The sequence below is a fragment of the Hymenobacter segetis genome (assembly GCF_054776495.1).
Genome location: NZ_BAAHBV010000001.1, coordinates 225,247 through 245,398, shown reverse-complemented (window position 1 = coordinate 245,398; position 20,152 = coordinate 225,247). Strand labels below are relative to the sequence as shown.

Genomic DNA, 20,152 nt, shown 5'->3' with positions numbered 1-20,152 from the left:
GTTGACGTTCTTAGCTCCTCTCCTGCTCAGCCGTTGTCGGCGAAGCCCGGGTAGAGCGTCATGCCACCGTCCATGAAAATGGTTTGACCGGTGATATAGTCGGCTTCGTCCGAGGCGAGCCAGGCGGCGAGGTTGCCGATATCGGCGGGGTCGCCCACGCGGTTGTAGGGAATGAGGGTGAGCAGGGCTTTTTCCTCCTCGGGCGTGTCGCGGGCCGAGAGGTTGATGGGCGTAGCAATGGCCCCGGGGGCAATGCTGTTGACCCGAATTTTGTGGGGTGCCAGCTCCTGGGCCGTGCTTTTCATAAGCTGCATGATGCCGCCCTTGCTGGCCGCGTAGTTCACATGGCCGGCCCATGGAATGACTTCGTGCACCGAGCTCATGCAAATGAGCTTGCCGGTGGCGCGGGAAATATCGGGCTGCTCGCCACGCCGGATAAACTCGCGGGCTCCCTCGCGCAGGCACAGGAACTGGCCGGTCAGGTTCACGTCAATCACCTTCTGCCATTGCGCCAGCGTCATGTCGACAAACTTCGCGTCGACCTGCAGGCCGGCGTTGGCTACCACGATGTGCACCGTGCCAAACCGCTCAATGGTTTGCTTGAACATGGCCTGCACCTCGTCTTCCTTACTCACATCGGCCTTGATGGCCAGAGCCGTGCCGCCGGCCGCCTCAATGGTGGCGACGGTGGCGTTGGCACCTTCCTCGTCGTGGCCATAGTTCACCACCACGGTGGCACCGTGGGCGGCTAGGGCCACGGCCACGGCCACGCCGATGCCGGAGCTGGCCCCCGTGACGAGGGCAATTTGATTGGCGAGACGCCGGGGGTCGGGAGTGGCCATGCGGGGAGAAATCGGGGGTTGGTGGAAGAATGATACCGGCCCAATGGTACGGAGCCGGCCCTGAGCATCTGATGAAGCAGCGGGGCCGGCTTGTCCAGCAGGCACTCTCAGGCTTACGCGGCGGGCGGGGCTAGGTTCAGGAATCAAAAAAGCCGGGCTGCCAATGTTGGCAGTCCGGCTTCTGACGTCTCATTAGAAAGCAGGGTGAGGCTAGCCCTGCGCCACATGGTTTGCGCTGCTTTTTTTCGCGGGCACCCCGGCCGGGGGTTTCAGCACCACGCGCAGGGTGTGGCGGGTGCCCTCCTTCCCCACCGAATAATCGACTCCGAAGCCGTAGTAGCCGCAGATTTGCTGCACGATGCTCAGGCCCAGGCCCGGCGACTCGGAGGCAGCGTTGTGCTTGCGGAAACGCTCGAAGAAGCGGGCCGGGTCGCCCTCCACGGCCGGGCCGGTGTTGGTCACTTTCAGCTCGGTTTGGGATAGCGAAACGGCCAGCTCGCCGCCGCGCACGTTGTGCTTCACAGCGTTTTGGAGCAGGTTCTGGAGCAGCGAGTCGGCCAGGCCGGGGTGCATCTGCACCACCACGGGGCCGTTGCTGATATCGAGGCCGTAGCGCAGCTCGCGGGCTTCGAAGAGGGGTTCGAGCTGGGCCACTCGTTCTTCCAATAGCTGGTCGAGGCGCACGGGCTGGGCCTCGGCAAACTGCCGGTTTTCGATTTTGCTGAGCAGGCTCAGGGCCTGGTGCAGGCGCGAGAGGCGCAGCGTGGCCCCGTAGAGGTCGGCCACGAGCGGGGCGGCCGCCGGGTCTTCGGCCAGAGCAGGCACTTGCAGCAGCTGCTCCAGCTGGGCCTGCATGATGGCCAGCGGCGTCTGGGTTTCGTGGGCGGCGTTGGCGGTGAACTCGCGCAGGCTCTGATAATCAGCCACCAGGCGCTGACTGAAACCGTTAAGGGCCTGGTTCAGTTCGGCGAATTCGGCCACGGGCGGCGCGGGCAGCGCCAGGGGCTGGTGCTGCTGCAAATCGTACTGCCTCAGGGCTGCCAGCGTGTGCCGGAACGGGGCCCACAGCCGGGCCGATAGCCAGCGGTTCAGCACCACCATGCCGCCGAGCAACAGGGCCAATATGCTCAGCATTACGGCCAGCACCACGCCCAGCAGGTCTTCGGCCTCGACCAATGACTTGCGGAGCGTGACCCACACCGGGCCTTCGCCGCGCACCGTCAGCGGAAACGTGAGCTGCCGGTGGGGCACCATCTCGTTTTCGGTGCGGTCGAGCAGCATGGTATCGCGGAAGCCCAGCGGGCGGGGCCGGCGGCTGATGTCGAGCAGGATAGCGAGCTGGCTCACGGGCGGCAGCTCGTTGGCCTGTGCTTTGGCCAGCAGCTCCCGGCGGCGGTCGGCCAGCTGCTCCTCAATCTCCGTGCGCAGCGCCCAATTGATGCCATAGTACAGCCCCAGACTGCCGCCCACAAACAACAGTAAGGCCAGCATTAGATAGTAGCGGGTGGTAGCGTTGAGCAGGTTCATGCGGAAACGGAGGAGAAGCGCGGGGCGGGTGCAATAATACGAGTGTGCCTGGGCCACTTTTGTTTCTGCCGCCGCCGGCTACTCGTGGCTCAGCTTGTAGCCCACGCCGTACATGGTGCGGATGTAATTATCTGCCCCCTTCTCCTGGAGCTTCTTGCGCAGGTTTTTGAGGTGGGTGTAGATGAAATCGAACGAGTCGGCGGCGTCCACGGCATCGCCGCAGAGGTGCTCAGCAATGGCTTCCTTAGTGAGCACGCGGCCAGGGTTGGCGAGCAGGTACAGGAGCAGGTCGTACTCCTTGCGGGTGAGGGTGAGGAGCTCGCCCCGGACGTGTACTTCGGCCAGCTCGGGCAGTACCAGCAGGTCGCGGAAGGTGATTTGCTGCTGGCCGTGGAACTGGCGGCGGCGGATGATGGCCCGCAGCCGGGCATTCAACTCGGAGAGGTGGAAGGGCTTGATGAGGTAGTCGTCGGCCCCGAGGTCGAGGCCCGCGATTTTGTCGTCGAGGGCATCGCGGGCCGTGATGATGAGCACGCCGGCCGGCGAGCCGTCGGCCTTGAGGGCGCGGAGCAGGTCGAGGCCGGAGCCATCGGGCAGGGTCAGGTCGAGCAGCACGCAGTCGTACTGGTAGAGCTTGATTTTTTCGTGGGCCTGGGCAAAGTCGGCGGCGGCTTCCACCAGGTAGCCGGCCTGCTTCAGGGAGCCCATGAGGGCGGTGCGCAGAGCGGCTTCGTCTTCAACGAGGAGAATTTTCATGAGCAGGTAGCCAAAAGGGAGGGCGGCACAGCCGCGAAGGAAGGCCCAAAGTTTGTATATATTCTGTGCCATTGTGCGTAAGAGGGACTTCAACTTGCTAAGGGGCCGATTTTCTTCAGAATTGGCCCGCAGCTTTGTGGCGCTTACCATCTCCCCCATCTGTTGTTCGCTCGCTCCTCCTGCCTGATTTGGTGCCTTGCCCTGAGTGGGCTGCCGGCGCTGTTTGCCGGTGCCGCCCGCGCCCAGACCGGCGCGGCCCCGGCCGTGCTCGCCCCTTTGCCGGCCGTAGCCGCCGCGCCCGTCAGCCCGCGCCGGCTCGATGATTTCCTGCTGGTAGCCCGCCAAAACAGCCCCCTACTGCGCGAAACCGCCAACCAGGTGCGCCAGAACCGCATCGACAGCCTCGTGCGGGCCCGCCAGAACGGCGTGCAGGTGGGCGGCATCGGCTCGGCGCTGTACTACCCGTCCATCACCAACAGCAAGGGCGAAAGCGTGCTGGGCTACGACAACGCCGTGACCAACGGCGGCAACTACGCCGCCCTCGCGCAAGCCACCAAGCCGATTCTGAACCGCTTCCAGCTCCAGAACGACTACCAGATTATCGCCAGCCAGGGCCAGGTGCTGCGCAATACCGGGCGCTTGTCAGCGCTGGACCTGCGCCGCAACATCACCGACCAGTTCCTGACCGCCTACGCGGCCGAAACCCAGCTCAATTTCAGCCGCACGCTGCTCAACCAGCTCCGGGAGCAGGATAAAATGCTGCGCCAGCTGGTGAACGGCGGCATTTTCAAGCAAACCCAGTACCTCAGCTTCTACCTTTCCGTGCGTACCCAGGAGGTGACCGTGGAGCAAAACCGCCTGGCCTACCGCCGCGAGCTGGGCACCCTCCGCGCCCTGGCCGGCGTGGCCGATACGGCCCTCATTGCCCTCGAAGCCCCTACCCCGCCCACCCACCGCCCGCTGGCCGGCCTGCTGGCCCCCGCCCAGCGCCAATACACCCTCGACAGCCTCCGCTTTCTGCTCGACCGCCGCGCCGTGGATGCCTCCTACCGCCCCAAGGTGAGTGCCGTGGTGGATGGCGGCCTGCAATCCTCGTCCTACCTGCCCGTGGCGCTGGCCCACAGCGTGGGCATCGGGGGCGGCCTGCAGCTGAACATTCCGATTTTCGACGGCCACCAGCGCCAGCTCCAGTACCAGCGCATCGAACTGAGCGAGCAGAGCCGCCGCGGCTACCGGCAGTTTCTTACGGTGCAGCGGCGGCAGCAGTACGAGCAGTTGGAGGGCATCATCCGGGCGTCGGATGCGCTGCTGGGCCGCATCCGGGAGCAGCTGCGGGTGGCCGATGCGCTGGTGGGTGCCGCCCGGCAGCAGCTGGCGACAGGCGATGTGGCCATTCTCGACTACCTGAACTTGGTGACCAGCTACCGGACCTTGCAATTCAGTTTGACGCAGGCGCAGACGGACCAGCTCAGGAGCCGCTTCGCGTTGGACTATCTGGCCGAGCAGTAGAAGCGGTGTAGGGGCGGGGCCTGCCCCCGCCCGCCGTTCGCGCCGTTTGCTTTACGTTCCAATAATTACCGCCCGCCGTTCACGTTGGCCGGTATAAGTCTTAACAATTACCGTTCAACGACGGGCGGGGGCAGGCCCCGCCCCTACCTCAAGATGACTCTTCCCCGTTTCCTCTTTCTCCTTGCCTTCGCCAGCCTCAGCGCCTGCGGCTCGAAAGACCCCGCCGCCGCCGGCGATGCCGCCCCGCCTGCCGACGGCGAGGAAGAGCCCGCCGTGAAGCCCCGCGCCCTGGTCACCATCGGCACCGTCCGGACCGATACCCTGACCGATGTGCTGCGGCTGAGTGCCGTGTCGGCCTTCCCGGCCAAGGATGCGCTGCGGGCCACCACCACGGGCTACGTGCTGCCCCCCTCGCCGGTGGTGGGCCAGCAGGTGCGCGCCGGCCAGACGGTGTTCACCATCCAGACCAAGGAATCGCGCACCCTGCACCTGGATAAGCTCACCGGCGACCCGCGCCTGCGGTTCAGCGGCATCATCCAGATAAAATCGGCCCGCAACGGTGTGCTGGCTACCGTGGACAAGCTGGCCGGCGACTACGTGCAGGACGGCGAGCAGCTCGGCCTCACCTACGACCGCAGCCGCTTCGGCTTCATCCTCGATGTGCCCGTGACCCAGCTGCGCTACGTGCGCACGGGGCAGGCCTGCCGCATCATCCTCCCCGATGGCCGGGTGCTGACCGGCCGCGTGGCCGAGGTGCTGGCCACCGCCGATGTCAGCATTCAGACCCAGCGCTACACAATCCGGCCCACCGGCCCGGTGCCGGACCTCCCCGAAAACCTGGCCGTGCAGGTCGAACTGGACCGCACGGCCCCGCGCCAGGCCAGCATCCTGCCGCGCGGCGCGGTGCTCACCGATGAAACGCAAACCGAATTCTGGGTGATGAAGCTGCTCAATGATTCCACGGCCGTGAAAGTCCCGGTGACGGTGGGCGCCCAGGAAAAGGACCAAATCGAAATCAAAGCCCCCCGCTTCAGCCCCCTCGATAAAATCCTGCTCAGCGGCAATTACGGGCTGGACGACACCGCCGCCGTGAAGGTGACCCGCGCGGTGGGCGCGGCGACTCCCGATGGCAAGTAGCTTCTCTGCGCTTGAGACGGGGCCTTCCCCGTCGTCGGGGAGAGGCTCTCCGTCGCCACGGAGAAGCTCTCCGCCGCTGGCGATGCGCTCCCCGTTGACGGCGGGGAGTTCCCCGCTGCCGGCGGGGGACTCCCCGCCGTCAACGGGGAAGCCCCCGCGCTCACCGGGGGAGTCCCCGCTCCCACCGGGGGAGTCCCCGCGCTCACCGGGGGAGTCCCCGCGCTCACCGGGGGAGTCCCCGCGCCCGGCGGGGGAGTCCCCGCGCTCACCGGGGGAGCCCCCGCGCCCGGCGGGGAAGCCCCCGCGACTGGCGAGAGCCCCAGCGGGGCGGCATATCGGTAGCAACTCCCGCCGCCGATGCTGCCCAAGCCCCGTAGGGGCGACATTCGGCTGACGAGTGCCGCCCCTACGGGGCTTAACAACCGCAATTGACGCTATTTAACTACCGACATGCCGCCCCGCCGGGGCTTCCTTCCGCTCGTTGCGCATTTCACTCACTTAGCTGCCTCCCCCATGCGTCCTTCCATCTTTCAAGCCTACAAAGCGCCCATTGCGGTGCTGCTTGCGCTGGCCCTGGCGCTGGGCACGGTGGCCTACCGGCGCATCAACGTGGCCCTATTTCCGGAGGTGACCTTCCCAAAGGTGAAGGTGATTGCCGAGAACGGCTTGCAGCCCGTCGACCGCATGATGGTGACCGTGACCAAGCCCATGGAAGACGCCATCAAGCGGGTGCCGGGGCTGAAGCTGCTGCGCAGCACCACCAGCCGGGGCAGCTGCGAAATCTCGGCCTTTCTGGACTGGAACGTGGACGTGGCCAAAAGCCAGACGCTCATCGAGTCGCGCCTCAACCAGATTCGGGGCGACCTCCCCCCCACCGTCAACATCTCGGTGGAGCGCATGAACCCCGCCATTCTGCCGGTGATGGGCTACACGCTGGAAGCGCCGGGCCGCTCGGCGCTGGAGCTGCGCAAGCTCGCGCTCTACACCATCAAGCCCTTCCTCTCGCAGGTCGATGGCGTGTCGTCGGTGCAGGTGCAGGGCGGGCGCACCAAGGAGTACCAGATACAATTGCTGCCCGACCAGCTGGCCGCCCTGGCCCTCGGGCCGGATGACGTGACCAAAGCGCTGACGGCAACCAATTTCGTGCAGAGCAACGGCTACCTCAGCGACTACCGCCGCCTCTACCTGACCGTGACGGACGCCACCATCGTGGAGAAGGAAGACCTCGAAAATCTGGTGCTGCGCAACGACGGCCGCCGCATCGTGCGCCTCGCCGACGTGGCCACCGTGACCTTGGGCGAGCAGCCCGAGTACACCCGCATCAACGCCAACGGCTCCGATGCCGTGCTTGTCTCCATCCTCCGCCAGCCCGATGCCAACGTGGTGCAGGTATCTGACGGCGTGCGGGCCAAGGTAGCGGCCCTGAAAGCCGGCCTGCCGCGCGGCGTACGCATGGCTCCTTATTATGACCAGGCCGATTTCGTGGCCGAAGTAGTGAAGTCGGTACAGGATGCGCTCTGGATTGGCCTAGCGCTGGCCCTCGTAGTGACGGCGCTGTTTCTGCGCTCCTTCCGCGCCACCATGACGATACTCGGGGCCATTCCGGTGGCACTGGCGCTCACCATCGCGGTGCTGTATTTCGGCCTCGGCTACTCCTTTAATATCATGACGCTGGGGGCCATCGCCGCCGCCATCGGCCTCATGATTGACGACGCCGTGGTGATGGTGGAGCAGCTGCACCGCGTGGGCGAGGAGCACCCCGACGCCTCGCCCGGCGAGGTGGTGCGCCGCTCGGTGGGCCACCTGCTGCCCGCGCTGGTGGGGTCCAGCCTCTCCACCATTGTGATTTTCCTCCCATTCGCGCTGCTGGGCGGCGTGGCGGGGGCCTACTTCAAGGTATTGGCCACGACGATGGTGGTGGCGCTGGTGTGCTCCTTCCTGGTGGCCTGGCTGGGGCTACCGGTGATTTATCTGCTGCTCTCGCGGAAGGGCAAAGCCGCCCCGGCCGAAGCTAAAGAAGCTGATGCTATCGACGCGCCTTCAAAAGTGGCAGTCGATGGCAGCGGTGTTGAAGGGCCTAAAGCCGACGCCGCCCACCACGAAATCCCCTGGGTCCGCGCTGTCATCCGCCACCCGGCCTACAGCATCATCGGCATCCTCCTATTAATAGGCAGCATGGTGCTCATCATCCCGCGCCTGGCCACCGGCTTCCTGCCCGATATGGACGAAGGGGCCATCGTGCTCGACTACAACTCCCCCCCCGGCACCAGCATCGAGGAAACCGACCGCATGCTGCGTCAGGCCGAAAAGCTCATTGTGAAGGTGCCGGAAGTGGCCAGCTACTCCCGCCGCACCGGCACCCAGATGGGTTTCTTCATCACCGAGCCCAACCGGGGCGACTACCTCATCCGCCTCAAAACCGACCGCAAGCGCACCACCGAGGAAGTCATCTCCGACATCCGCACACGCATCGAAGCCACCCAGCCGGCCCTCACCATCGACTTCGGCCAGGTTATCGGCGACATGCTGGGCGACCTCATGAGCACCGTGCAGCCCATCGAAATCAAGGTTTTCGGCCCCGATGCCACCAAACGCTACGCCCTAGCCGAGCAGGTGACCAAAGTAGTAGAAGACGTGGCCGGCACCGCCGACGTATTCGACGGCATTGTGCGCATGGGCCCCAGCGTGGACGTGCGCCCCGACCCGCGCCGCCTCGCCCAGTACGGCCTCACCGCCACTGATTTCCAGACCCAGCTGCAAACCCAGCTGGCCGGCACCACGGCCGGCAACGTGCTCGAAGGCGAGCAGCTCCTCAACATCCGGATGCGATACCCCAACGCCGCCCAGGCCAACCTGGCCCAGATGCGCGGCGAGCCGGTCTTCCTGCCCAACGGCCAGCGCCGCCGCCTCGACGAGCTGGCCACCGTCAACGTCTCAGTCGGCGACGCTGAGCTGGAGCGCGAAAACCTGCAAGCCATGACGGCCGTCACCGCCCGCCTCGACGGCCGCGACCTGGGCGGCGCGATGAGCGAAATCCGCCAGAAGCTCGACAAGGAAGTGCCGCTGCCGCCCGGCTACTTCATTCAGTACGGCGGCTCGTATGCCGAGCAGCAGCAGTCGTTTCAGGAACTGCTCACCATTCTGGGCACGGCGTGTTTGCTGGTGTTTGCGGTGGCGCTGTTTCTGTTTCGGGACTTGAAAGCGGCCGGGCTCATTCTTTTGATTTCCGTGCTGGGGCCGGCCGGCGGCTCGCTAGCCCTCTTCCTCACCAACACCCCGCTGAACGTGGGCTCCTACACTGGCCTCATCATGGTGGTAGGCATCATCGGCGAGAATGCCATCTTCACCTTCCAGCAGTTTTTCGAGATTCTGGAGGAAGGCCGGCCCGTGGAGCAGGCCGTGGGCTACGCCATCGCCGCCCGCCTGCGGCCCAAGCTGATGACGGCGCTGTCGGCCATCGCGGCGCTGTCTCCGCTGGCGCTGGGCATTGGGGCGGGCGCACAGCTGCACCAGCCGCTGGCCATTGCCGTGATTGGCGGGCTGCTGCTGGCCCTGCCGCTGCTGTTGATGGTGTTGCCCAGCCTGTTGCGGCTCGCCTACCAGCAGCAAACGTTGCCGGAAAAGCCCGTTTTGGCGGCCCCGGCGGCGTAGCAGCGCCCGGTCTGGAAAATGCGGGAGCCCCGTCGATAAAATACCCCCTCCCTGTCGATGAAAACGGCTTCAGCGGTGCGAGGGGGTTAATTTTGCACTATCATCTTAACAAAAACTCGCGCTGAGGAGTTAAGAGCCCTTGCAGCCGATGCGCTGCACCGGCGAACGCAGAAAACGACGATATGTGGATAGTTAGACTAGCGCTGGCGCGCCCCTACACCTTCGTGGTGATGGCGCTGCTCATTCTGGTGGGAGGCGGCCTCACCATTCAGCGGATGGCGGTGGATATTTTCCCCGACATTCCGATTCCGGTGGTGGGCGTGGTGTGGGGCTACTCCGGCATCTCGCCCGAGGAGATGAACCAGCGCATCATCATCCCGGTGGAGCGCGCCATCACGACCACCGTGAACAACGTGGAGCACCAGGAAAGCCAGAGCCTGAAGGGCGTGGGCCTGATTAAGGTGTTCTTCCAGCCCGGCTCGAACCCCGATGCCGGCGTGGCCCAGCTCACGGCCATCACCCAGACGCTGCTGCGGGTGCTGCCCCAGGGCATCACGCCGCCGCTCATCATCCGCTACTCGGCCTCCAACGTGCCCATTGCCCAGACTTCGCTCAGCTCCGAAACGCTGGGTGAGTCGGACCTTTTCGATGCGGCTAACGCCTTCATCCGGCCCGGCCTGGCGGTAGTGCAGGGCGCGTCGGTGCTGCTGCCCAATGGCGGCAAGCCCAAGCAAATCATGGTCGACCTCGACCCCGACAAGCTGGCTGGCAAAAACCTGAGCGGCAACGACGTAGTGACGGCCCTGCTGGCCCAAAACCTCATCATCCCGGCCGGCTCAGCCAAAATCGGCGACCGGGAATACGACGTGAAGCTGAACTCCAGCCCCGAGGCCATTGCCACGCTCAACGACCTGCCCATCAAGACGGTAAATGGCACGACGACGTACATCCGCGACGTGGCCTTCGTGCATGAGGGCGCGGCCGTGCAAACGAACATCGTGCGCCAGAACGGCCGCCGCACCGCCATTATCCCCATCCTGAAAAGCGGCGCGGCCAGCACGCTCGACATCATCGATAAAATCAAGAAGGCGCTGCCCAACATCCAGGCCAACGCCCCCCCGGCTCTGAACATCAAGCTCTTGTTCGATCAGTCGTTTTTCGTGCGGGCCAGCATCAAGGGCGTTATCATCGAAGCCTGCATCGCGGCGGCCCTTACGGCCCTCATGATTCTGCTGTTTCTGGGCTCCTGGCGCTCCACGCTCATCATCGCCACGAGTATTCCGCTGAGTATTCTGGTCAGCATTATCATGATGAATATCCTGGGGCAAACCCTGAACATCATGACGCTGGGCGGCCTCTCGCTCGCCGTAGGTATTCTGGTGGATGACGCGACGGTGGAAATCGAGAACATCCACCGCAACATGGGCATGAAGAAGCTGCTCAAGCGCAGCATTCTCGATGGGGCTCAGCAGATTGCGACGCCCGCGCTGGTGGCTACGCTGGCTATCTGCATTGTGTTTGTGCCGGTGTTTTTCCTGGGCGGGGTGGCTTCGGCCATCTTCGCGCCGCTGGCTACGGCAGTGATTTTCGCCATGCTGGCCTCCTACATCCTCAGCCGGACGCTGGTGCCTACGCTGGTAATGTACCTGCTCCGTAAAGAGTTGCCCATCTACCACGCCCAGGAGGAACCCGACCTGCCCAGCCTGCATCAGCGCGATGGCAAGCCGGTGAGTAAGATTGAGCGCGACCTGGAAATCATCCGGCGCGAGCAGTACGAGAAGGCCCACCCCAGCGGCACTCCCGAGGAAGAAGCCGAAGACGAAATCACCGATGCGGAGCGGGAAGCCGGCCAAGCCATCACCCAAACCTGGGTCTGGAAGCTGCATAAGGGCTTTGAGCACCAGTTTGAGAAGTTTCGCGCCGTGTACGGCGGGGCACTGGACTGGGCGCTGAGCAACCGCCCGAAGGTCATTCTGGCGTTCATGGTGCTGTTTATCGGCTCGCTGGGGCTATTCCCGCTCATCGGCCAGAACTTCTTTCCGACGGTGGATGCCGGCCAGCTGCGCCTGCACGTACGGGTACCCACCGGCACGCGGGTGGAGGAAACGGAAGTGCGTTTCCGGCAGGTGGAAAATGTGATTCGGCAGGTGATTCCGGCCGATGAGCTGGACCTCGTGCTCGATAACATCGGCCTGCCCGTTATTCCCATCAACCTGCTGCTGAGCGACAACCCGACCATCGGGGCCGGCGACGGCGAAATCCTGGTGAGCATGAAGGAGGAGCACGGCCCCACCGGCGAGTACATCAACGAAATCCGCCGCCAGCTGCACAAGCAATACCCGGACCTGACCATCTTCTTCCAGCCGGCTGACATTGTGAATCAGACGCTGAACTTCGGCCTGCCCGCCCCGATTGACATTCAGGTGATTGGCCGCGACAAAATGGCAAACCAGCGCATCGCCGGCGAAATCAAGGAGAAAATCGTGAAGATTCCCGGCCTCGTCGATGCCTTCGTGTACCAGGCCTTCGACCAGCCCCAGCTGCGCCTCGACATCGACCGGGTGCGCGCCCAGGAGGCCGGTCTCTCGCAGCGCGACATCGCCAACAACGTCCTTGTGAACCTGAGCAGCAGCACCCAAACCAGCCCCAACCAGTGGCTGAACCCCACCACCGGCGTGAGCTACACCGTGGCCGTGCAAACGCCGCCCCGCGCCCTCTCCACCCTCGATGAAGTCGGCAACATCGGCGTGACCGGAGCCGGCCAGTCCCAGGCCCAGCTGCTGAGCAACTTCGCCACGGTGCGCCGCTCCCAGGCGCTGGCCGTGGTATCAGATTACAATATCCAGCGCACCGTGGACGTGTACGCCAGCGTATCGGGACGCGACCTCGGCGGCGTGAGCAAAGACATCCGTAAAATCCTGGCCGACACGGAGAAGACATTGCCCAAAGGCACCACCCTGGCTCTGCGCGGACAGGCCGATTCCATGCGCACGTCCTTCGCAGGGCTGGGCCTGGGGCTGGCCGGGGCTATCATATTAGTGTATCTGCTGATGGTGGTAAACTTCCAGAGCTGGATGGACCCGCTCATCATTATTACCGCTTTGCCAGGCGCATTGGCGGGCATTCTGTGGATGCTGTTCGTGACGCAAACCACGCTCAGCGTGCCGGCTTTGATGGGCGCTATTATGTGCATTGGTGTGGCTACGGCCAACTCCATTCTGCTTGTCACCTTCGCCAATGAGCGGCGGGAGGAAGAGCCGGATTTGAGTCCGCGTGATGCTGCCCTGGATGCCGGTTTCACCCGCCTGCGCCCGGTGCTGATGACGGCCCTGGCCATGATTATCGGCCTGCTGCCCATGTCGTTGGGGATGGGCGAGGGTGGCGAACAGAACGCCCCGCTGGGCCGCGCCGTGATTGGCGGCCTCATGCTGGCTACGGTGACGACACTGTTTTTTGTGCCGATTATGTTCTCTTATCTGAAGAAGATGAAGCCGGTAACTACGGCCCAGGCCTAGCCCTCCCTGCTTCCATTTTCAACACCGCTTTCCGCCCCGATTCTTTTGCCTAATGTCCGACTCTAATTCTTCCGGCTCCGGCCGGTTCTGGCTGCTGATTCTTGTTGTCCTCGTGGTGTTTGCCGGCTTGTTTGTGCTCGGCTATATGCCGCGCCACAAGCAGGAAAAAGCCCGCGACGCCGAAGCCAAACAGGTTATCGACGCTAATCCGACCGTGACCGTGGCCCCCGCCAAAGCCGCGCCCGACACCACCACCGTCACGCTACCGGCCGATACCAAGTCGCTGCGCGAAACCTTCGTGTTTGCCCGCGCCAACGGCTACGTGAAGTCGTGGAGCGCCGACATCGGCCAGCGCGTGAAGGCCGGACAGGTGCTGGCCGAAGTGACTACGCCCGAGCTCGACCAGCAGGTGGCCGAAGCCCGCGCCAACCTCGGGCTCGCCAAAACCAGCTACAACCGCCTGGCCGGAGTGGGGCTGCCCGGTGCCATCTCCAAGCAGGAGCTGGACGCGGCCAAAGCCCAGTACGCGGCCCAGCAGGCCGGCGTACAGCAACTGTTGGCGCAGCAGAGTTTCCGCCGGGTCACGGCCCCGTTCAGCGGCATCGTCACGCAGCGTAACGTGGAAGTGGGCAGCCTCGTGAGCAGCAGCAACGCACCGGGCTCGCAACTATTTAAAATTGAACAGACCGAGAAGCTGCGCGCCTACGTGCAGGTGCCGCAGAACTTCGCCCCAGCCATCAAGAGCGGGATGACGGCTGACTATCTGGTACCGGAGTTTGTGGGCAAGCCCTTCAAAGGCAAGGTAGTGCGCGATGCCGGTGCCCTCGACCCGAACACCCGCACGCTGCTCACCGAAGTGCAGATTCCGAACCCCCGCGGCGAACTGCGCCCCGGCTCCTACGCCCAGGTAAAATTCTACCTGCCGCGCACCGCGCCCAGCGTCATCATCCCGGCCAACGCACTGGTTCCGGGCGGTACCGACAGCCGCGTAGCCACCGTGCAGGATGGCAAAATCCACTACCAGCCCATCACCACGGGCCGCGATTTTGGCAATCAACTCGAAGTCTCCCAAGGCCTGAAGGGAGGCGAGCTGCTGGTGCTGAACCCCGCGGAAACCTTGGTCGAAGGCCAGGCCGTGCAAACCAAAGCCTTCACCCCGCCAGCCAAGCCCGCCGGCCCGCCGCCCGCCAAGCCCCGTGCCAACGACCCGGACGCCCCGCGGGTGTCGTCGCCAGTGAAGTAATGCCGTTGCTCCGGTCCGACCGCCCTAGGCGGTCTGACCGGTTGAAGTAAGAACAATGCCGCCCCAACGGCAACCGGTCGGACTGCCTAGGGCGGTCGGACCGGGCGAAATGCCCCTCCGCAATGACCCTCCGCCTCTCCCCTTTTCTTCTCCTTGCGCTGCTGGCCGGCTGCGTGCGGCCGCCCAGCTACGCGCCGCCCAGCCTGCCCACGCCCGCCGCCTGGAAAAACACGGCCGACAGCCTCACCGCCGCCACCCCACCGGCCACCGTAGCCAGCAGCACGCCGCCCACGGTGGACAACCCGCCCGCGCCCGCTAGCTGGTGGACGCTGTTCAACGACGCTGGCCTGAACACGCTGGAACAGCAGGCCACCGCCCAGAATTTCAGCCTGCAAGCCGCCCTGGCCCGCGTGGAAAGCGCCCGCGCCAACGTGCGCGTGGCCAATTCCTATCGCTCGCCGCTGGTGACCGTGGACCCACAAGTATACCGCTCGCGGCTTTCGGCGTTGCGGCCACTGCCGTTTCCAGTGGCCGCCAACAACGCGGGCGTGGTCCAGACCCAGTATTACATCCCCATCAATGCCAGCTACGAGTTTGATGTGTGGGGCCGCATTCGCAGCAGCATCCGGGCTGCCGAGGCCGATGCGCAGGTGCAGGAAGCCAACCGCCGCACCGTACTCCTTTCCCTCACCGCCGATGCCGCGACCTACTATTTCGGCATTCGGGGGCTCGATGCGCAGCTGCTGGTGCTTGATACCGCCCGCACCGACCGTGAGCACAGCCTGGCACTGACCCGCGCCCGCTACCAAGCCGGTGTCGACAATGAGATTGCCGTACACCGCGCCGAAACTGAGTTGGCCAACGTGGACGCCAGCGTCATCGAAACCCGCCGCCAGCGCCTGGGCCTCGAAGCCTCGCTGGCCACGGTGCTGGGCCAGCCGGCCAGCGGGTTCGCGGTGCCGGCCCAGGCTGGGCCGCTCACCGCGCCGGTGGTGCCGGCTTCGCTGCCTGCTTCCCTCCTGGCCCGCCGGCCCGATTTGCAGCAGGCCGAGCGCCGCCTCGCCGCCGCCAGCGCCCGGGTGGACGTGGCCAAGCTCACGCGCCTGCCCACTGTGCGGCTAAACGGTTACCTCGGTCCGCAAAGCGCCCAAATCGGCGACCTGGCCCGCATCAGCGACAACTACACCTACTACGTGGGCGGCGGCGTGAGCATCCCCGTCTTCAACGGTGGCCGCAACCGCGCCAACGAACAGGTGGCCCGCTCCGAATCGGAAGCCTTAGTGGCTGACTATCGGCAGGCTGCTCTCGGGGCGTTTCAGGAAGTGGAAACCAGCCAGGCCGACGTGCGCCAGTACCAGGCCCAGGTGGCAGCCCGCCAGCGTGCCTACCGCGCCGCCCGCCTGGCCAGCGCCCTCACCAAGGAGCGGTACCGCGCCGGCCTCACTACCTACTTCGAAGTGGTGGACGCCGACCGCCAGACCCTCGACGCGGCCACGCTGCTCACCCAGGCTCAGAGCAATTTGCTGGGTGCCAGCGTGGCGCTGGTGCGGGCGCTGGGCGGCGGCTGGGAATAGCCCCTTAATCAACAGATTTCGCACAGATTCCAAAGTCCCCGCCAATTCAGCGGGGACTTTTTTATTGCAATAATAAACGCATAGCCAATCAGTTAAGATTTCAATTAGAATCTGCCGTTACGTTTATGTTAACAAGCCCGTAATAACGAATTCGGAATCACTCTGACTACAATTTTCACATTATGCGCTCATTTCTAATTACCCGTTTCGCTGCCGCTATGCTGCTGTTCGGGGCAATCCATCCGGCCCAGGCCCAGGTAAAACCCACGCCTTCTGACACCACCAAAAAATATGCGAACCCCGGCGGTATCCCGGCAGCTGTTCATAAGCCATTTCTGAAAAGCAAGCTGTTCAAAGCCGTGGCCATCCCGGCGGTGCTGATAACCTACGGGGCCATCACGGCGCAGGGCGATGCGGGCGTGAACCACGATGCCCGCACGTTTGTGCAGAAGCAATTCCGGCCCGTCAATACGATGATTGACAACACCGTGATTTTCCTGCCCTACCTGGAGCTGGGCGCCGTGGCGCTGGCGGGCGTGGAGTCGCGCAACGACCGCATCAACACGCTGCTCATCATTGCCAAGGGCGAGGCCATTATGCTGGCCAGCACCTTCGCGGTGAAGTACATTGCCAACGAAACCCGGCCCAACGGCCAGGATAACCTCTCGTTTCCCTCGGGGCACACGGCGCAGGCGTTTCTGGCGGCCAGCATCGTGCACACCGAGTTTCGGGACAAAAGCCAGTGGTACGGCATTGGGGCCTACACCATTGCCACCAGCGTGGCGGCCCTGCGCATGATTAACGACAAGCACTGGCAGTCCGATGTGGTGGCCGGCGCGGGCTTCGGCATCCTCTCCGCTCACTTAGCCTATTTGAGCCACCGCAACCGCTGGGGCCGCAAGTCCATTGGCCGCGATGTGGGCATGGCCCCGGCCTACTTCGGCAACGGCGCGTCGGGCGTGACGCTCTCGTGGCGGCCGTCTAAGTAAGCAAAGGCCCGGCTTGAAATGCAAAAAGCCCCGACACTACTTGGTGTCGGGGCTTTTTGCATTTCAAGCCGGGCCTTTGCTTATGCACGCAACGTTTCGTTCGCATCCCTGTCTTTCTCATTAAGATTTCGTCCCATCTTTACGAATCTGCTTTCCCTATCACCCGAATCCCTACTCTCTTTTGAAAAGACGCGATTTTGTGGGACTGTCCGGCCTGGCGGCCGGGGCCCTCTTCCTGCCCAGCTTCCCCAGCCTGGGCGGCACGCCCGTGGATGCCGCCCGCCTGCTGGAGCCTGGCCTCGACCCGGCCCAGAAAAAACGCCTCGCCGACGCGGCCCTGAACGCCGCCAAAGCCGCCGGGGCCAGCTACGCCGATGTCCGCATCGGCCGCTACCTCAACCAAAGCATCTTCACCCGCGAAAAGCAGGTGCAGAACATCGCCAGCGGCGAGAGCTTCGGCTGTGGCGTGCGGGTGCTGGCCAACGGCACCTGGGGCTTCGCCGCCACCAACACCGTGACCGAAGCCGGCCTGGCCAAAGCCGCCCAGCTGGCCGTAGCCATCGCCAAGGCCAACTCGAAAGTGCAGAAGGAAAAGGTGCAGCTGGCCCCGCAAAAAGGCTACGGCGAAGTGACCTGGCGCACGCCCATCAAGCAGAATTCCTTCGAAGTGCCCGTGGCCCAGAAGGTGGAATTGCTGCTGGCCGCCAACGCGAAAGCCACCGACAACGGCGCGAGCTTCGTGAACTCCTCGCTCTTCCAAATCAACGAACAGAAGTATTTCGCCAGCACCGACGGCTCCTACATCGACCAGGACGTGCACCGCATCTGGCCCACGTTTTCGGTCACGGGCATCGACCGGGCCAGCGGCAAGTTCCGCTCGCGCGATGCGTTGAGCGCACCCATGGGCCTTGGCTACGAGTACCTCACGCCCCAGGCCGCCGACAAGATTCCGGGGGCCGCAGGAACAGGACTCATCGGCTACCGCAACTCCTACGACATGCTGGAAGACGCCGCCCTGGCCGCCAAACAAGTCAAGGAAAAACTCATCGCGAAATCGGTAACCGCCGGCAAGTACGACCTCGTGCTCGACCCCAACCACCTCGGCCTCACCATCCACGAAAGCATCGGCCACCCGCTGGAGCTCGACCGCGTGCTGGGCTACGAGGCCAACTACGCGGGCACTTCGTTTGCGACTTTGGAGTGGAAAGCCAAGCAGATTCCCTACGGCTCGAAGCTGGTCAACATCGTGGCCGATAAGCTGCAGCCCGGCTCGCTGGGCGCGGTGGGCTACGACGACGAAGGCGTGCAAACCAAGCGCTGGGACCTCATCAAGGACGGCACGCTGGTCAATTATGAGAAAATCCGCGACCAGGCCCACATCGTCGGCCAGACCGAATCGGACGGCTGCTGCTACGCCGATTCCTGGGATTCGGTGCAGTTCCAGCGCATGCCCAATGTGAGTTTGCAGCCCGGCAAAGCCAAAATGAGCGTCGATGACATGATTAAAAACGTCGACAAAGGCATATACATCGCCGGGCGCGGCTCCTACTCCATCGACCAGCAGCGCTACAACTTCCAGTTTGGCGGCCAGGTGTTTTACGCCATCGAGAAAGGCCAGATTGCGGGCATGATTGAGGACGTGGCCTACCAGGCCAACACCCAGGAATTCTGGAACTCCTGCGCCGCGATTTGCGACGAATCCGACTACCGCCTCTTCGGGTCGTTTTTCGATGGCAAGGGCCAGCCCAGCCAGGTTTCGGCCGTGAGCCACGGCAGTAGCACCACGCGGTTTAATGGCGTGAACGTGATTAATACGGCCCGCAAAATCGGATAACTGAACGTCACTCCCCTCCTTACCAAGGAGGGGATGTTCGAGCCGCAGGCTCGGACGGGGGTGGTTGAATTCGTTGAACGACTTGCGCACGAAGCAGCAATGAGTCGTTCGGGCATAGTTCAACGAGGTCCCTGCGGTGCCACCACCCCAGCTGCCGCTTCGCGCCAGCATCCCCTCCTCAACTGAGGAGGGGAGTTTGTTCTCCCAACTCAACGACTCAACCTCATGGCCATTCTCTCCAAAGACGAAGCCCAAACGATACTCAAAAAGGTCCTCAGCTTCAGCACCGCCGATGAGTGCGAGGCCACCCTCAACGGCAACACCGGCGGCAATGTGCGCTCGGCCCGCAACTCCATCAGCACCGCCGGCGCGAGTGAGAATGTGGCGCTGGCCGTGCAATCTCGCTTCGGTAAGCGCAGTGGCACTGCGACTTGCAATGAGTTTGATGAAGCTAGCCTACGGCGATGCGTGCAGCGGGCCGAGGAAATTGCGCGGCTCGCGCCGGAGTCGCCGGAATACGTGCCGCTGCTGGGGCCGCAGACGTATCTGGCGTCGCCGGGCTCGTTTGCAGCGCGCACAGCGGGTATTACGCCCGATTATAGGGCCGAGCAGATTGGGAGCAGCATGGCGCTGTGCGAGCAGAAAAAGCTCAGCTCCGCCGGTTTCTTTAATGACTCGGCCGGCTTTGTGGCCAAGCGCAACTCCAAGGGGTTGGAGGCTTACCAGCAGGTGAGCAGCATCGATTTTTCTATCACCGTGCGCACCGCCGATGGTACCGGCTCGGGGTACGCCATTGCCAACTACACCGACTTGGCGAAGTTCGACGCGGCGCGCCTGACGCGGGTGGCGGCCGACAAGGCAGCCTCCTCAGTGGGTGCGAAGGCCATTGAGCCGGGCAAATACACCGTGATTCTGGAGCCGGCCGCCGCCATTGATTTGCTCAACAACATGATGGGCGCGATGGACGCCCGCAACGCCGACGAGGGCCGCAGCTTCCTCAGCAAAAAAGGCGGCGGCAACAAGAAAGGCGAAAAGGTCTTCGACGAGCGTGTCACCATTTACTCCGACCCGACCAACCCCGACGTGCCCGACCTGACCTTCTCCAACGACGGCCGCCCGCAGCAGAAGGTGACATGGGTGGAAAAGGGCATCGTGAAAAACCTCTACACCTCCCGCTTCTGGGCCCAGAAGTCGGGCGTGCCCGACATCCCACCCCCCGGCGGCTGGATTATGGCCGGCGGCACCCAAAGCACGGCCGAGCTCATCAAGGGCACGGCCAAGGGAATTTTGGTGACGCGCCTCTACTACATTCGGGCCGTCGACCCGCAAACGCTGCTCTACACCGGCCTGACCCGGGACGGGACGTTCTACATCGAAAATGGCGTCATCAAATTCCCGGTGAAAAACTTCCGCTTCAACGAAAGCCCTGTGATTATGCTGAACAACCTGGAGGCGCTGGGCAAGCCCGTGCGCCTGAACGGCAGCCTCGTGCCACCGCTCAAAATCCGGGATTTCACCTTCACCAGCCTGTCGGACGCGGTGTAGGATTGTAGCGCGGACTTTTAGTCCGCGAAT

At 64.0% G+C, this 20,152-nt stretch carries 12 protein-coding genes; 9 read left to right on the top strand and 3 right to left on the bottom strand.

The features are described from left to right. Positions 1–26: 26 nt before the first annotated feature. The 3 genes from ACYU70_RS01095 to ACYU70_RS01085 form a co-directional block, all read right to left on the bottom strand. Positions 27–842 (bottom strand): SDR family oxidoreductase, encoded by an 816-nt coding sequence (locus tag ACYU70_RS01095; RefSeq protein ID WP_342295662.1) that lies wholly within the window; start codon positions 840–842, stop codon positions 27–29. A 210-nt stretch (positions 843–1,052) separates the two neighbouring features. Beyond that, on the bottom strand, positions 1,053–2,369 hold the full coding sequence (locus ACYU70_RS01090; protein ID WP_342295661.1) for a sensor histidine kinase: 1,317 nt from the start codon (positions 2,367–2,369) through the stop codon (positions 1,053–1,055). A 78-nt stretch (positions 2,370–2,447) separates the two neighbouring features. Next, complete coding sequence (locus ACYU70_RS01085; RefSeq protein WP_342295660.1) at positions 2,448–3,125, bottom strand: response regulator transcription factor; 678 nt, start codon at positions 3,123–3,125, stop codon at positions 2,448–2,450. Between the two features lie 162 nt (positions 3,126–3,287). Between ACYU70_RS01085 and ACYU70_RS01080 the strand changes: the two genes are divergently transcribed. The 9 genes from ACYU70_RS01080 to ACYU70_RS01040 all read left to right on the top strand — a co-directional run bounded on the left by ACYU70_RS01080 (position 3,288) and on the right by ACYU70_RS01040 (position 20,122). After that, positions 3,288–4,634: a TolC family protein gene (locus tag ACYU70_RS01080; protein ID WP_342295658.1), complete on the top strand. Its 1,347-nt coding sequence runs from the start codon at positions 3,288–3,290 to the stop codon at positions 4,632–4,634. A gap of 153 nt (positions 4,635–4,787) precedes the next feature. Beyond that, positions 4,788–5,771 carry an efflux RND transporter periplasmic adaptor subunit gene (locus ACYU70_RS01075; RefSeq protein ID WP_342295657.1) on the top strand — a complete coding sequence of 328 codons (984 nt, stop codon included), beginning with the start codon at positions 4,788–4,790 and terminating at the stop codon, positions 5,769–5,771. A 513-nt stretch (positions 5,772–6,284) separates the two neighbouring features. Beyond that, the gene (locus ACYU70_RS01070; RefSeq protein WP_342295655.1) at positions 6,285–9,422 is read left to right on the top strand and encodes an efflux RND transporter permease subunit; all 3,138 of its coding nucleotides are present in this window, start codon (positions 6,285–6,287) and stop codon (positions 9,420–9,422) included. A 182-nt stretch (positions 9,423–9,604) separates the two neighbouring features. Further along, the gene (locus ACYU70_RS01065; protein WP_342295653.1) at positions 9,605–12,937 is read left to right on the top strand and encodes an efflux RND transporter permease subunit; all 3,333 of its coding nucleotides are present in this window, start codon (positions 9,605–9,607) and stop codon (positions 12,935–12,937) included. A 52-nt stretch (positions 12,938–12,989) separates the two neighbouring features. Continuing rightward, entirely contained in the window at positions 12,990–14,180 is a 1,191-nt protein-coding gene (locus tag ACYU70_RS01060) for an efflux RND transporter periplasmic adaptor subunit (RefSeq protein WP_342295652.1), read from the top strand. A 122-nt stretch (positions 14,181–14,302) separates the two neighbouring features. Then, positions 14,303–15,754, top strand: a complete 1,452-nt coding sequence (locus tag ACYU70_RS01055) for an efflux transporter outer membrane subunit (RefSeq protein ID WP_342295651.1) — start codon at positions 14,303–14,305, stop codon at positions 15,752–15,754. A gap of 182 nt (positions 15,755–15,936) precedes the next feature. Continuing rightward, complete coding sequence (locus ACYU70_RS01050) at positions 15,937–16,743, top strand: phosphatase PAP2 family protein (protein ID WP_342295649.1); 807 nt, start codon at positions 15,937–15,939, stop codon at positions 16,741–16,743. Between the two features lie 181 nt (positions 16,744–16,924). Further along, complete coding sequence (locus ACYU70_RS01045) at positions 16,925–18,577, top strand: TldD/PmbA family protein (RefSeq protein WP_342295647.1); 1,653 nt, start codon at positions 16,925–16,927, stop codon at positions 18,575–18,577. Positions 18,578–18,802: 225 nt separating this feature from the next. After that, positions 18,803–20,122, top strand: a complete 1,320-nt coding sequence (locus tag ACYU70_RS01040; RefSeq protein ID WP_342295645.1) for a TldD/PmbA family protein — start codon at positions 18,803–18,805, stop codon at positions 20,120–20,122. The last annotated feature ends 30 nt before the right edge of the window (positions 20,123–20,152 follow it).

Coding starts and splice junctions, on each gene's coding strand:
- ACYU70_RS01095 (WP_342295662.1), bottom strand. CDS start 842: ATGGCCACTCCCGACCCCCGGCGTCTCGCCAATCAAATTGCCCTCGTC.
- ACYU70_RS01090 (WP_342295661.1), bottom strand. CDS start 2,369: ATGAACCTGCTCAACGCTACCACCCGCTACTATCTAATGCTGGCCTTA.
- ACYU70_RS01085 (WP_342295660.1), bottom strand. CDS start 3,125: ATGAAAATTCTCCTCGTTGAAGACGAAGCCGCTCTGCGCACCGCCCTC.
- ACYU70_RS01075 (WP_342295657.1), top strand. CDS start 4,788: ATGACTCTTCCCCGTTTCCTCTTTCTCCTTGCCTTCGCCAGCCTCAGC.
- ACYU70_RS01070 (WP_342295655.1), top strand. CDS start 6,285: ATGCGTCCTTCCATCTTTCAAGCCTACAAAGCGCCCATTGCGGTGCTG.
- ACYU70_RS01065 (WP_342295653.1), top strand. CDS start 9,605: ATGTGGATAGTTAGACTAGCGCTGGCGCGCCCCTACACCTTCGTGGTG.
- ACYU70_RS01060 (WP_342295652.1), top strand. CDS start 12,990: ATGTCCGACTCTAATTCTTCCGGCTCCGGCCGGTTCTGGCTGCTGATT.
- ACYU70_RS01055 (WP_342295651.1), top strand. CDS start 14,303: ATGACCCTCCGCCTCTCCCCTTTTCTTCTCCTTGCGCTGCTGGCCGGC.
- ACYU70_RS01050 (WP_342295649.1), top strand. CDS start 15,937: ATGCGCTCATTTCTAATTACCCGTTTCGCTGCCGCTATGCTGCTGTTC.
- ACYU70_RS01040 (WP_342295645.1), top strand. CDS start 18,803: ATGGCCATTCTCTCCAAAGACGAAGCCCAAACGATACTCAAAAAGGTC.